Genomic DNA, 12,433 nt, shown 5'->3' with positions numbered 1-12,433 from the left:
AAAAGTTGTGGAACACTAATTGCATATAGGTCTTTATATATAACTTTTAGGATATAACATGAAAAGCATAAAAATAAAATCAAATGAACCGTCAACTGGTAATCTAAAAGTTGCATTTGCAACTAGCGATTTAGAAAATATTGATTCACATTTTGGAAGTGCTAAGCAATTCGCTGTTTATGAAATAGGGAAAGACCTTACTAACGTTTGCGAAATCATAAAAATTGAAGATAAAGATACAGATAAAACTGTTGAACTTTTAAAAGATATTGATATTGTTTATTTTACAAATATTGGAGCAATTGCTGCTGCAAAGATTATTAATAGTGGAATCTTTCCTATCAAATATAAGGAGAGTGTTTCAATTGAAGAAGAAATAAAAAAACTAACAACTATGCTAAATACAAATCCACCTCCGTTTATTAAAAAAATCATTGAAAAAAAGGCTGCATAATGGACGCTAAAAAACTATTTATTGATACATTAATCGGTCAAATCAGAGCCTTAGACCAGTTTGGAACTTGGGCAAATAAAAGTGATAAAGACTTAATAGAAGAGAAATATATCAAAACAAAAGAGGATTTGAAAAATATCCCTATTATTGCTGATATTGATGAAATGCAAATCAAAGATATAAGACTTATCTATCAAGCTGTTGCACTTGCTTTTGAAAAACTAACAGGAATTATGTGTTCTGTTGTTATGGAAATGAGTCACGAAGGTTTTGGAAGAGTTGTTGTTTTCACAGATAAAATCGTTATTTGTGAAAAGTTCTTTAAAGATGCACATAGATTCTCATTTAGAGCTTATGAGGATTTAGAAAAAGAGGGTGAAAAATACCTTACAAATGCGCAAGAAACTTACAATAAATATAAAAACGTATAAGGATTGAGAAATGTCGAAAATGGGAATATTTTGTGGAACTGCAGGTGGTACATCTATGAAAGTAGCTAAAGCTTTAGCTAAAGAGTTTGATATAGATGAAGATGACGTAATAAATATGGAAGAAGATTTTGATAGCATCGAACAATTTGAAGACTACGATATCTTATTCATAGGAAGTTCTACATGGGGACAAGGAGATGTACATTTCTCATGGGTTGATGTTCAATTAGAACTAGAAGATGAAAAACCAGACCTTTCTGGAAAAACAGTTGCTTTCTTTGGAGCAGGTGATAGTGTAAAACATGGTGAACAATTCTGTTCAGCATTAGGGAAGTTATATAAAACTTTTACAGATTTAGGAGCAACAGCTGTTGGATTTGTGGATAAAGATGATTATAAATATGAGTTTTCTTTGGCTGAAATGGATGGAAAATTATGTGGTTTGGCTATTGATGACCACAATGAAAAAGGTAAAACTAAAGAAAGAATCAAAAATTGGATAGAACAATTAAAAGGTGAATTAGACCTATAAAAGGATGAATTATGGGAACTGTAGAAGAATTTTATAAATTAAGAGATACGGAAGATTTTTTTAACTTTTTTGGTATTGAATTTGATCAAAAGTTAATAAATATAAAAAGATTTCATATGATGAAAGAGTATGGAAGTCTAATAAAAAAAGGTTTAGAGTCAATTGCAGAAGAAAATAAACTTTTAGAATTTCTAAAATTTTCTTTACTAAGAGTATATGGTGACTATAAAAATGGTCATGCACCAAGTGCAGCTGAAGTTTGGAATATGTATGAAACTGGAAAACTAGAAGGTTGTTCTTCTTGTGGTTCAAGTTCATCATCTACAGGAGGAAGTTGTGGCTGTTGATCATAAACAAATCGTTGATGCAAACACTTTTTTGCACGATAGTGTAACGGCTAACCGTTCAGGAAGAGATGAAGAAGTTGCAAAATTTGGAATAGGGCAAAAAGTGCAACTTCTTGAAGATATAAAAAATGATGGAACATATCCACATGCACCAATTGGAGCCATAATGGTTCAAAAAGGTGCTATTGGTTACATCAAATCTATTGGAGAATTTTTACAAGTAATTAGAGTTTATGAAGTTCATTTTTTAGATGTAAATGCACTTATTGAAGTTGTAGGTTGTAGGGAACATGAACTACTTGCAATGGAAGATTATAGGGATGAAGTTCAAGAAGAATTAGAGTTTATGAAAAAACATAGAGAAAAATACTATTCAAAATAGTATTTTTACTCAAGTCAAATGAAAGGATTTAATGAATCTTATCACTTGGCTTGGTAAATTTTATACAAGTCTAAAAAAAGTAGGAGGAAAATATGGCAAAAGTAATTTTTATGCATTTTGACATGGAAACTGACGGAGTGTATGAGGGAAAAATAGGAGAGCCTATTGTTAGGTTAGCAAAGGAAAAGAATATTCCAATTCCATTTGCAGTTGATGGTGATTATTCTAATTGTTTAATTTGTGTTGAAAATTTAAGTAATGAAGAGCCAACTAGCTACATGGAAGATGAAGAGTTAGACATCTTAGTTAAACTTGGAGCAATCAGTCAAAAAGAAGCTGATCAATGTCAACAATTCACAATAAGCCCAAAAATCAGAATTGCACCAATGATGTTAATCAAAGGTGATATTTTAGTAAAACCATTCAAATTAAAATAAGGAATATAAAATGACAACAAGAGTAGAAATCGTAAATGACTTTTTAGCAATCAACGTAAAACCTGGAAGTACAATTCAAGATGTAGTAGAAGCATCAGGTTCAGCTTTACCATTTGGTTGTAGAGATGGACAATGTGGTACATGTTTAGTTTCAATTGAACAAGGTATGGAATTTATTTCTGAAATAAATGAAAAAGAGAAAAAAGTAATCGCAGAAGCAGGTGCTGGAACAAACACTGAAAAAGCTAGATTATCTTGTCAAATGAAAATAATTAAACCAAACGGTGTAGTTAGAATTAAGTATTAAAAAATATACGAAGGAAAGTCCAAATTCTTTTTGAATTTGGGCATAATAAAATTATGGCACAAACATTATCTATATCAACTTCTCAAAAACAGAATTTAAATTTATCATTGAAATTGTGGCTACCAATGCTACAAACATCAATACAAGATTTAGAATCATATCTTACTAATTTATCTTATGAAAATCCATTTTTGGAAGTTAAAAAACCAAAAGAGTTTTATAATAATTTTACATCAAATGGAACAAGTGGTGAATTTATTGAATCACTTGCTTTTTATGCAAAATCTTTAAATGATAAATTAAGTGAACAAATAGAAGATGATACGCTTTTCCCTACACCAAATTCAAAAAAAGTTGCACTTGAAATTTTGTGTGATATAGATGAAAATGGTTATTTTGATGGAGATATAGAAAAAATTGCTATAACTTGTAATGTTTATAAAGAGTATGTTGAATCAATTAGACAAAGATTTTCAAGGCTAGAACCAAGTGGAGTTGGGGCACTTAATCTTGAAGAATCATTTTTATTTCAGCTTGATTCAATTGATAGAAGTATTGATGATGAATTATATAATTTCACTAAAAAAATTATAAAAGATATAACACATATTGATAAATATGCTGCACATCACAGATTTAATGATGCAAAAGATATTATTAAATATTTCAACAACCCTCCAGCTATTGATTATATAAATGACAATGTTCAAGTTATACCTGATTTTTTTGTTGAGATTAATGAAGATATTGAGATAAAAATAAACAACTCTTATTATCCAGATATAAAAGTAAAAAATCCTTTTAATACAAAAAACGAAAATATAAAAGAGAAACTAAAAGAAGCAAAAGATTTAGTAAATTTATTAAACCTTAGAAAAGCAACTTTATATAAAATCGTTTTAATTATTGTAGAAAAACAAATCTCATTTTTTGTTGGAGGAGAACTTAAACCATTTTCTATGCAAGAAATAGCCGCAGAATTAGGATTTGCAGAATCAACTATAAGTAGAGCTGTTTCAAATAAATATATAGAGTGTAACTTAGGAATTTTCCCATTAAAATATTTCTTTACAAATGCTGTTGATAAAGATTTATCATCTTCACAAATAAAAAGCTATATAAAAAGTTTAGTTGATTATGAGAATAAAGACGAACCTTTGACTGACGAAGCTATTTTGGAGTATATTGAAGAAAAATTTTCTCTAAAAATGGTAAGACGAACTATCACAAAATATAGAAAAATATTAGATATACCTTCATCTAAAGAGAGAAAAAAACTCTACAAAGTTGAGAATTTGTAAGATTATTGCTATTTTATTTCTATATAATGACGATTATATAGAAAGGACTTCTATGAACATTCAACAACAAACTTTGTTATCAACTTTATTTAATGAATCTCTTGATGCCATTTTAGTTCTTGATTTAAAAACACAAAAATTTATTTTATTTAACCAAAAAGCTTTAGAATTATATAACTATACAAAAGAAGAGTTCAAAGAAATCACTCCAAAAGATTTAACTTTAGAATTTCTGACACCTGAAGAAATGAAGAAAAGACAAAAAAATATTTTGGAAAAAGGTTGGGATAGATTTAAAACAAAACATAAAACAAAAGATGGAAAAGCATTAGATGTTTTAATCAAAAGTAAAAGAATTGAATTAAATGTAGAATCTATTTTGTTATATATAACAGTTATTAATTTAGGAAAAGAACAAAAAATTGAACAAGAGTTTGAGACAATATTCTATAGCTCAAAAGATGGAATTGCAACTATTGATTTAGATGGAAAGTTTATAAGATTTAATGATTCATTTAAACAATTGAGTGAATATAGTTACAATGAACTTATTAATATTCCGGTTTTTGATTTATTCCATCAAGAAAACAAAGAAAAAATAAAAGAACTACTACCGCAAGTAATTAAAAAAAAATATATAGAAAACTTTGAAACTACCTTTATTACAAAATATGAAAAATCAATGATTACTTATATTACAATGAATTTGATGCCAAATCAAAAAGAGATTTTATTAATTATTAAAGATTTCACTCTTTTAAAACTTATTGATTTGGAGAAAAAATTTAAATCTTTAAATGAATTAATTCAAAATATTTCACATCAATGGAAACAGCCATTAAGTACAATTTCAATTATTGCAAGTGGAATAAAACTACAAAATGAATTAAAATTATATGATGTTTCAAATTTAGATAATGATATGAGCAAAATTGTAGAAATTACAAATTATTTATCAAATATAATTAATAATTTTGATGATATGGCTTTTGAGAATCTTGAAAAATCTTATAGCCTTTGCCAATTAATGAACGAAATCTTGCATGATATGAAAAATCTTTTGAACAAAAATCATATAAAAATTATTACTGATTATAAAATTGATAATAAAGTATATATAGATAAATTTAGATTCTCTGAAGCAATAAAAAACATTTTAAATAATTCAATTGAAGCTTTTATTGAAAAAAATATTGATAATAGAATTATTCTAATAAAAACTGAAAATATAGATAACCATATTACTCTAAAAATCCAAGATAATGCAGGAGGAGTTGATGAAGATATACTTCCTAAAATACTTGAACCATATTTTACAACTAAACATCAAAGTCAAGGTACAGGATTGGGATTAACAAATAGTTATAAAATAATAGTAGAAATGCATAAATATTTATTCTCTTTTGATAATTGTCATATAAAATTTGATAATGAAGAATATAAAGGTTTTATTGTTTCTATAACTTTTTAAAGTAGGAGTTCTATAAAAGAAATCCTACTGCTATTGTTAAAATTCCTAAAATTAGTAGCAAAATAAAACTTGTATATGTTTTATCTTTTCCAAACCAAAAAGTATAAATTGCTTTTAAAATATTATTGCTACCAGAAGATATGATTATTGCTGATGCAATATGAGATGACTCAATTGTATATTTTCCAGTTAATAAAGACAAAATAAATGGATCAATATCAGTAAATCCAATAATTGTAGATAAAAATTGTAATCCACTTGTTCCATAATTTTCAACAACAAAATTTGTAATTAACATAGTAATAATAAATAAAAATGCAAAAATAAATGCTGTTCCTAATTCTAAAGGATTTGAGTCTTTCATTTCAATATTATTAATTGATTTTGATGCTCTTTTGTAATAAATGAATGTAATTACAGCAGTTAAAACTATGAAACATAAAAAAGGTAACAAAATTGTTTTTGCAACTTCAAAATTGAAAATATATGAAATTATAAGTATTCTAATATACATCATAGATGTTGCAGCTATTATTGAAGCTGTAATAATATGATTTTTATCTAAAGTTTGTGCTTTTTTTGATAATACAACAGTTGTTGCTGTTGAAGAATAACTTCCACCTATCAAACCTGTAAGAAAAATTCCTTTTGAAGGGAAAAGATATTTTTGAACTAAATATCCAGTATAAGAAATTCCAGAAATTACAACTACAGTTAACCAAATTTTATAAAGTGAAATTCCCAAATAAGGAATTAGTTTGTCTTCTGGAAGTAAAGGAAGAACAACTGCTGAAAGCAAAATCATTTTACCTAAAGTTTCAAATTCATAAATATTTATATTCATATTAAAACTTAATATTTTATTCTTTGCATTTAATAAAAATATAGTTAATACAAAAACTAAAGAAGTTAGCCATAAAGGGAAAAGATTTGACAAAGGACCAAAACTATAAACTATCAATAAAACTAAATATAAAACAATACTATGTTTTCTTTCATCCAATAATCTATTATAAAAAAGTGAAAATAAAAGAGTAATTCCAATAAATCCAGCGATATAAATTGAAAAATTAACGGGTTCTATTTTATAAAAAATAAAACCTAATATTCCTACAAAAGTGTAAGTTCTTGCTGTTCCAAAAAACTCCTTATCTGTGGGATGGAATTTTAATTTATAAGCTCTTATTTCTAAACCTATCAAAAAACTAAACAAAATTGTAAAAATTAAATGTGTAAAAAGTGAATCTATTATCATTTTTTAATTAATCCTTTTTCATAACAAATAGGATCGAACTTACAAACAATATCACCACTAAAAGCTAAAAGTTTTTCATTCTTTTTATCATAATCCATATTTGACAAAAAATGTTTTATCACATTTAATCTAGCTTTTTTCTTATTATCTGCATTAACTACATACCAAGGAGCAAAACTAAAAGAAGTTCTAATAAACATCTCATCCCTTGCTTTTGAATATTCATCCCAATACTCTTGAGCTTTATTATCTATAGGACTTACTTTCCACTGTTTTAGTGGATTTGTTTTTCTATCTTTTAATCTTTCTTTTTGTTCATCTTTTGATATATCAAGATAATATTTAAAAAATATCACACCTGAATGAGTTAGCATTTGTTCGAAACTTCCAACCTCTTCAAAAAAAGATTTTAACTCCTTTTGAGTACAAAAGTTCATAACTTTTTCAACTCCTGCACGATTATACCAACTTCTATTAAATAAAATAATCTCTTGCTTTGAAGGTAAAAAATGAACATATCTTTGAAAATACCAAGACATATGATCTTTATCACTAGGTTTATTAAGTGCTACAGTTCTTACTTCTCTTGGACTTAAATGTTGTAAAAATCTTTTTATAATTCCATCTTTACCTGCTGTATCTCTTCCTTCAAAGATAATACACACTTGTAATTTTTTCTCAATTACCTCTTTTTGAAACTTTACAAGCTCAACTTGTAAATCATATAACTCTTTTTTATATTCTTTTATTTTCATTTTAAACTCTTTTTGTAATGAGATTTAAAAAATAGTATACATTTAATCTATTTGAATTACATTTAAATATTAAAGACTTTATTATTTTTTTGCCAAAAAATCTATTCTTTATTTTTAAATTTACAAAATTATTTACAAATTTTGTTCTAATAAAATAGGATAAAAAAACTCCAAAAAAGAATATTCAGAAAATATTTTTCTTAAGAAGTTCCTATTTTAGGGCTTTCTAAAAATTTCAAAAAAAATTTCAAAAAAAAACTTTCTGTGGAACACAAAGTGCAATTACCAATTTCGTAAACATAAAAATCAAAGGAGATAAAATGTCAGCATTAAGACAAATCGCGTTTTACGGAAAAGGTGGGATTGGTAAATCTACTACATCTCAAAACACATTAGCAGCTATGTGTCATTATTATGGTCAAAAAATATTAATCGTTGGATGTGACCCAAAAGCAGATTCAACAAGATTAATCTTACATGAAAAAGCACAATCTACAATTATGCAATTAGCTTCTGAAGCTGGAACAGTTGAAGATTTAGAATTAGAAGATGTATGTAAACCAGGTGCTGGTGAATTCCACTACGATAACAATGAAATAACTGAAGGTTACATCAATTGTACTGAGTCTGGAGGTCCAGAGCCAGGTGTTGGATGTGCAGGAAGAGGAGTTATTACAGCTATTAACTTCTTAGAAGAAGAAGGTGCTTATGATGATGAATTAGATTTCGTTTCTTATGACGTTCTTGGAGACGTTGTATGTGGTGGATTTGCTATGCCAATTAGAGAAGGGAAAGCTCAAGAAATCTACATCGTAATGTCTGGAGAAATGATGGCTATGTATGCAGCTAACAACATTTCTAAAGGTATTTTAAAATATGCAAATACTGGTGGGGTAAGACTTGCTGGATTAATTTGTAACGCTAGGATGACAGATAAAGAGTATGACCTTGCAAAACACTTAGCAATGCAAATTGGTACTCAAATGATTCACTTCGTTCCAAGATCTAACCACGTTCAAAGAGCTGAGTTAAGAAGAATGACAGTTGTTGAGTTTGCTCCAACATCTGACCAAGCTATGGAATACAAAGAATTAGCAAGAAAAATCATTGCTAATGACTTAAAAGTTATCCCAACTCCATTAGAAATGGATGATTTAGAAAACCTATTAATGGAATTCGGTTTAGAAGAAGAAGCAGATTTAGATAACATCGGTAAAAAAGCTGAAGAAGCTTAATAATTAAAATTCAAAAATAAATAGTAGTAAGGAGAAAATCATGTTTATATGTGGATACCACTTCCCAGCAAGTGAAGGAAATGATGTAAGTTTTGACAAAGTTATTGAAAAAGTTCAAGAAGGTATAGATGCAACTGGGAAAACTGTAACTTTGACAAGTGAAACAAGAGAAGGTGTTAAATTAGAAGAACTTTCTGTGCCAGCTGGTACTTTTTTACATACAGCTTTAGTTGATTATTATACAAACACAGAATGTGCACCTAAAGACGATTTCAAAATGATTTATTACACAAATAAATATCAAATTTCTGAAATTTCAAAAAACGTAGATGGTGATTCAACTAAAGATATTTGTAAAAAATTAGATGACATGAATCTATACAGAGTTAAAGTAGCGTAAGCTACTTAACTCTTATATAAAGAGGAGAAAACTATGGGACCAGAAACATTAGAAAGTCTACAAAAAGAAGCTCTTGCTGAAGTACTTGAATCATATCCTGAGAAAGTAAAAAAAAGTAGAGCAAAACATTTAGGTATTGATTCACCAGAAACTTCAAAAGGTTCTTGTGATACAACAAAAAGTAATAAACAAACAGTTCCAGGAGTTATGTCTCAAAGAGGATGTGCTTATGCAGGTTCTAAAGGGGTTGTTTGGGGACCAATTAAAGATATGATTCATATCTCTCACGGACCAATTGGATGTGGACAATATTCAAGAGGTGGTAGAAGAAATTATTACATTGGAACAACTGGTATTGATACATTTGTTACTATGAACTTCTCTACAGATTTTAATGAGAAAGATATCGTATTTGGTGGAGATAAAAAACTTAAAAAAGCACTAGCAGAAATTGATGAATTATTCCCATTAAATAATGGTATTTCTATTCAATCTGAGTGTCCAATTGGATTAATTGGAGATGATATTCATGCAGTTGCAAAAGTTTATAAAAAAGAGTCAGGAACTCAAACTATAGCTGTTTCATGTGAAGGATTTAGAGGGGTTTCTCAATCACTTGGTCACCACATTGCAAACGATATGATTAGAGATTATATTATGCCTGATAACTCTTATAAAAAAGATTTCGAATCAACTCCTTATGATGTATCAATTATTGGAGATTATAACATCGGTGGAGATGCTTGGTCAACAAGAATTATCTTAGAAGAAATGGGATTAAGAGTTATTGCTCAATGGTCAGGAGATGCTACTTATAAAGAGTTAGCAATTGCACCAAAAGCAAAACTAAATTTATTACATTGCTATAGATCTATGAACTATATTGCAAGACATATGGAACAAGAATTTAACATTCCTTGGATGGAATATAACTTCTTTGGACCTTCAAAAACAACTGAGTCTTTAAGAAAAATTGCTTCATTCTTTGATGAATCAATTCAAGAAAAAACTGAAGCTGTTATCGCTAAATATACTGCTATGACTGACGCTGTTATTGCAAAATACAGACCAATGTTAGAAGGTAAAAAAGTTATGCTTTATGTTGGAGGATTAAGACCAAGACACGTTATTGGAGCTTATGAAGATTTAGGAATGGAAGTAATTGGAACTGGTTATGAGTTCGCTCACGGTGATGATTATAAAAGAACTAAAGATGAGATTGAAAGATCAACTCTAATTTATGATGATGCAAATGAGTATGAATTAGAAGCTTTCGTTAAAAAATTAAGACCTGATTTAGTTGCAGCAGGAGTAAAAGAGAAATATGTATTCCAAAAAATGGGATTACCATTTAGACAAATGCACTCTTGGGATTATTCAGGACCATACCATGGTTATGATGCATTCGCAATTTTCGCTAGAGACATGGATTTAGCAATTAACTCACCAGTATGGAACCACACAAAAGCTCCATGGGAAAAAGAAGCGTAAGGAGAAGGCTATGCAAGACGTTGAAAACATTGTAAATGGACAAAAACTATTTTTAAAACCTGAATATCAAGAAGTTTTAAAAAATAAAAAACAATTTGAAAGTGCAGCTGGTGCTACATCACCTGAAAAAGTTGCAGAAATTCAAAAATGGACTGAATCTTGGGATTATAGGGAAAAAAATTTAGCTAGAGAAGCAATCACTGTTAATCCTGCTAAAGCTTGTCAACCTTTAGGTGCTGTAATGGTAGCTTTAGGATTTGAAAATACTATGCCTTACGTTCATGGATCTCATGGTTGTGTTGCGTATTTTAGAACATATTTTACAAGACACTTTAAAGAACCAACTCCTTGTGTTTCAGATTCTATGTCTGAATCAGCAGCGGTATTTGGGGGATTAGCAAATATGAAAGATGGTTTAAGAAACTGTAATGCTTTATATAAACCTGAAATGATTGCTGTATCTACTACTTGTATGGCAGAGGTTATTGGAGATGACTTAAATGCATTTATCATAGGTGCTAGAGAAGAAGCTGAAGGTGAATTAGATAATATCTTAATTCCTCATGCACACACTCCTTCATTTGTTGGATCTCATATTACTGGTTATGATAATATGATGAAATCAACTTTAGAGCAATTAAGTGAAGGTGTAACTAAAGAAGTAGATGCAGAAAGAATTAACATCATTCCTGGATTTGAACCATATTTAGGATCATTAAAAGAGATCAAAAAAATCTCTAAAATGTTCGGTGACAAAATCATTATGATTGGTGACCATGAAGAACAATGGGATACAGGAGCAGGAGAATATAAATTATATGCTGGTGGAACAAAAATAGCTGATGCTAAAACAGCTATCAATGCAAGTGCAACTATCAGTTTACAAAAATATTCAACTGTTTTAACAGCTAAAACTATTAAAAATAAATGGAAACAAAAATATGAAACTTGTAACCCAATTGGTTTAAGTGGAACTGATGGATTCGTTATGAAACTTGCTGAATTAACTGGAAAAGAAGTACCTGAAGAGTTAAAACAACAAAGAGCAAGATTAGTAGATGCAATGCAAGATTCTTATCCATATATGCACAGCAAAAAATTTGCTATCTGGGGAGATCCTGACTTCTTATTAGGAATGGTTTCATTTTTAGTTGAAATGGGAGCAATTCCAACTCACGTTCTTTGCCACAATGCGCCAAGAAAAGGTTGGGAAGAAGATATGAAAGAAATTTTATCTAAATCTCCAAGAGCTGCTGAATGTAATATTTGGGCAGGAAAAGATTTATGGCATTTAAGAAGCTTACTATTTACTGAGCCTGTTGATTTTATGATTGGAAATGTTTACGGAAAAGAGTTATATAGAGATACTAAAACTCCATTAATCAGAATTGGATTCCCAATTTTTGATAGACATCATTTACATAGATATTCTATTAGTGGATATGAAGGTGGTATTAATCTATTAACATGGATTACTAATAGTATTTTAGATAATCTTGATGAACAAACAAAAAATATTGCTGAAACAGATTATTTCTTCGATTCAGTTAGATAATTTTTATACTAGAAGTTTTTATAACTTCTAGTTTTTTTTAGGTATCATTATATATTCAGTTATATAATGATACTATTTTT

General features: G+C 28.5%; 15 protein-coding genes. 13 read left to right on the top strand and 2 right to left on the bottom strand.

Going from position 1 to position 12,433, the window contains the following annotated elements; genetic code table 11:
- Positions 1 to 58: 58 nt before the first annotated feature.
- The 9 genes from nifX (at position 59) to ADFLV_RS00240 (ending at position 5,662) form a co-directional block, all read left to right on the top strand.
- On the top strand, positions 59 to 454 hold the full coding sequence (gene nifX / locus ADFLV_RS00280; RefSeq protein WP_118915997.1) for a nitrogen fixation protein NifX: 396 nt from the start codon (positions 59 to 61) through the stop codon (positions 452 to 454).
- The gene (locus ADFLV_RS00275) at positions 454 to 885 is read left to right on the top strand and encodes a NifX-associated nitrogen fixation protein (protein ID WP_014472760.1); all 432 of its coding nucleotides are present in this window, start codon (positions 454 to 456) and stop codon (positions 883 to 885) included. Before nifX ends, ADFLV_RS00275 begins: the two co-directional genes overlap by 1 nt.
- Before the next feature lie 10 nt (positions 886 to 895).
- Positions 896 to 1,417, top strand: a complete 522-nt coding sequence (locus tag ADFLV_RS00270) for a flavodoxin domain-containing protein (protein WP_014472759.1) — start codon at positions 896 to 898, stop codon at positions 1,415 to 1,417.
- An 11-nt stretch (positions 1,418 to 1,428) separates the two neighbouring features.
- The gene (locus ADFLV_RS00265) at positions 1,429 to 1,764 is read left to right on the top strand and encodes a nitrogenase-stabilizing/protective protein NifW (protein ID WP_129011426.1); all 336 of its coding nucleotides are present in this window, start codon (positions 1,429 to 1,431) and stop codon (positions 1,762 to 1,764) included.
- Positions 1,754 to 2,146, top strand: a complete 393-nt coding sequence (locus ADFLV_RS00260; protein ID WP_014472757.1) for a nitrogen fixation protein NifZ — start codon at positions 1,754 to 1,756, stop codon at positions 2,144 to 2,146. Before ADFLV_RS00265 ends, ADFLV_RS00260 begins: the two co-directional genes overlap by 11 nt.
- 92 nt (positions 2,147 to 2,238) lie before the next feature.
- A complete protein-coding gene (locus ADFLV_RS00255) occupies positions 2,239 to 2,583 on the top strand; it encodes a hypothetical protein (protein WP_014472756.1) in 345 nt (114 codons plus the stop codon).
- Between the two features lie 10 nt (positions 2,584 to 2,593).
- Positions 2,594 to 2,890 (top strand): 2Fe-2S iron-sulfur cluster-binding protein, encoded by a 297-nt coding sequence (locus ADFLV_RS00250; protein WP_014472755.1) that lies wholly within the window; start codon positions 2,594 to 2,596, stop codon positions 2,888 to 2,890.
- A gap of 53 nt (positions 2,891 to 2,943) precedes the next feature.
- Entirely contained in the window at positions 2,944 to 4,191 is a 1,248-nt protein-coding gene (locus ADFLV_RS00245) for an RNA polymerase factor sigma-54 (protein ID WP_014472754.1), read from the top strand.
- A 52-nt stretch (positions 4,192 to 4,243) separates the two neighbouring features.
- On the top strand, positions 4,244 to 5,662 hold the full coding sequence (locus ADFLV_RS00240) for a PAS domain-containing sensor histidine kinase (protein ID WP_129011425.1): 1,419 nt from the start codon (positions 4,244 to 4,246) through the stop codon (positions 5,660 to 5,662).
- A 10-nt stretch (positions 5,663 to 5,672) separates the two neighbouring features.
- Here the strand turns inward: ADFLV_RS00240 and ADFLV_RS00235 are convergent, their stop codons facing one another.
- Together ADFLV_RS00235 and ppk2 are read right to left on the bottom strand one after the other, a co-directional pair.
- Positions 5,673 to 6,917 carry an MgtC/SapB family protein gene (locus ADFLV_RS00235; protein WP_014472752.1) on the bottom strand — a complete coding sequence of 415 codons (1,245 nt, stop codon included), beginning with the start codon at positions 6,915 to 6,917 and terminating at the stop codon, positions 5,673 to 5,675.
- On the bottom strand, positions 6,914 to 7,672 hold the full coding sequence (ppk2, locus tag ADFLV_RS00230) for a polyphosphate kinase 2 (RefSeq protein ID WP_014472751.1): 759 nt from the start codon (positions 7,670 to 7,672) through the stop codon (positions 6,914 to 6,916). Before ppk2 ends, ADFLV_RS00235 begins: the two co-directional genes overlap by 4 nt.
- A 320-nt stretch (positions 7,673 to 7,992) precedes the next feature.
- Here ppk2 and nifH point away from each other — a divergent pair, with 320 nt between their 5' ends.
- The 4 genes from nifH to nifK are packed head-to-tail and all read left to right on the top strand — an operon-like array spanning position 7,993 to position 12,353.
- Entirely contained in the window at positions 7,993 to 8,907 is a 915-nt protein-coding gene (gene nifH / locus ADFLV_RS00225; protein ID WP_014472750.1) for a nitrogenase iron protein, read from the top strand.
- A gap of 40 nt (positions 8,908 to 8,947) precedes the next feature.
- On the top strand, positions 8,948 to 9,307 hold the full coding sequence (locus ADFLV_RS00220) for a hypothetical protein (RefSeq protein WP_014472749.1): 360 nt from the start codon (positions 8,948 to 8,950) through the stop codon (positions 9,305 to 9,307).
- A gap of 33 nt (positions 9,308 to 9,340) precedes the next feature.
- Positions 9,341 to 10,798, top strand: coding sequence for a nitrogenase molybdenum-iron protein alpha chain (gene nifD / locus ADFLV_RS00215; RefSeq protein WP_014472748.1), 1,458 nt, complete (start codon positions 9,341 to 9,343; stop codon positions 10,796 to 10,798).
- A 10-nt stretch (positions 10,799 to 10,808) separates the two neighbouring features.
- Positions 10,809 to 12,353, top strand: coding sequence for a nitrogenase molybdenum-iron protein subunit beta (nifK, locus tag ADFLV_RS00210; protein ID WP_014472747.1), 1,545 nt, complete (start codon positions 10,809 to 10,811; stop codon positions 12,351 to 12,353).
- Positions 12,354 to 12,433: the final 80 nt, after the last annotated feature.

The organism is Arcobacter defluvii (assembly GCF_013201725.1).
Classification (GTDB): Bacteria; Campylobacterota; Campylobacteria; order Campylobacterales; family Arcobacteraceae; genus Aliarcobacter; species Aliarcobacter defluvii.
Note: the sequence above shows the minus strand (reverse complement) of the source record. Positions and strands in the feature narration are given on the sequence as shown.

Bases quoted from the DNA above. Each gene is read 5' to 3' on its own strand.
- nifX (WP_118915997.1), top strand. From the start codon at position 59: ATGAAAAGCATAAAAATAAAATCAAATGAACCGTCAACTGGTAATCTA.
- ADFLV_RS00245 (WP_014472754.1), top strand. From the start codon at position 2,944: ATGGCACAAACATTATCTATATCAACTTCTCAAAAACAGAATTTAAAT.
- nifD (WP_014472748.1), top strand. From the start codon at position 9,341: ATGGGACCAGAAACATTAGAAAGTCTACAAAAAGAAGCTCTTGCTGAA.
- nifK (WP_014472747.1), top strand. From the start codon at position 10,809: ATGCAAGACGTTGAAAACATTGTAAATGGACAAAAACTATTTTTAAAA.
- ADFLV_RS00265 (WP_129011426.1), top strand. From the start codon at position 1,429: ATGGGAACTGTAGAAGAATTTTATAAATTAAGAGATACGGAAGATTTT.
- ADFLV_RS00235 (WP_014472752.1), bottom strand. From the start codon at position 6,917: ATGATAATAGATTCACTTTTTACACATTTAATTTTTACAATTTTGTTT.
- ADFLV_RS00220 (WP_014472749.1), top strand. From the start codon at position 8,948: ATGTTTATATGTGGATACCACTTCCCAGCAAGTGAAGGAAATGATGTA.
- ADFLV_RS00275 (WP_014472760.1), top strand. From the start codon at position 454: ATGGACGCTAAAAAACTATTTATTGATACATTAATCGGTCAAATCAGA.
- ADFLV_RS00255 (WP_014472756.1), top strand. From the start codon at position 2,239: ATGGCAAAAGTAATTTTTATGCATTTTGACATGGAAACTGACGGAGTG.
- ADFLV_RS00250 (WP_014472755.1), top strand. From the start codon at position 2,594: ATGACAACAAGAGTAGAAATCGTAAATGACTTTTTAGCAATCAACGTA.
- nifH (WP_014472750.1), top strand. From the start codon at position 7,993: ATGTCAGCATTAAGACAAATCGCGTTTTACGGAAAAGGTGGGATTGGT.
- ADFLV_RS00240 (WP_129011425.1), top strand. From the start codon at position 4,244: ATGAACATTCAACAACAAACTTTGTTATCAACTTTATTTAATGAATCT.
- ADFLV_RS00270 (WP_014472759.1), top strand. From the start codon at position 896: ATGTCGAAAATGGGAATATTTTGTGGAACTGCAGGTGGTACATCTATG.
- ppk2 (WP_014472751.1), bottom strand. From the start codon at position 7,672: ATGAAAATAAAAGAATATAAAAAAGAGTTATATGATTTACAAGTTGAG.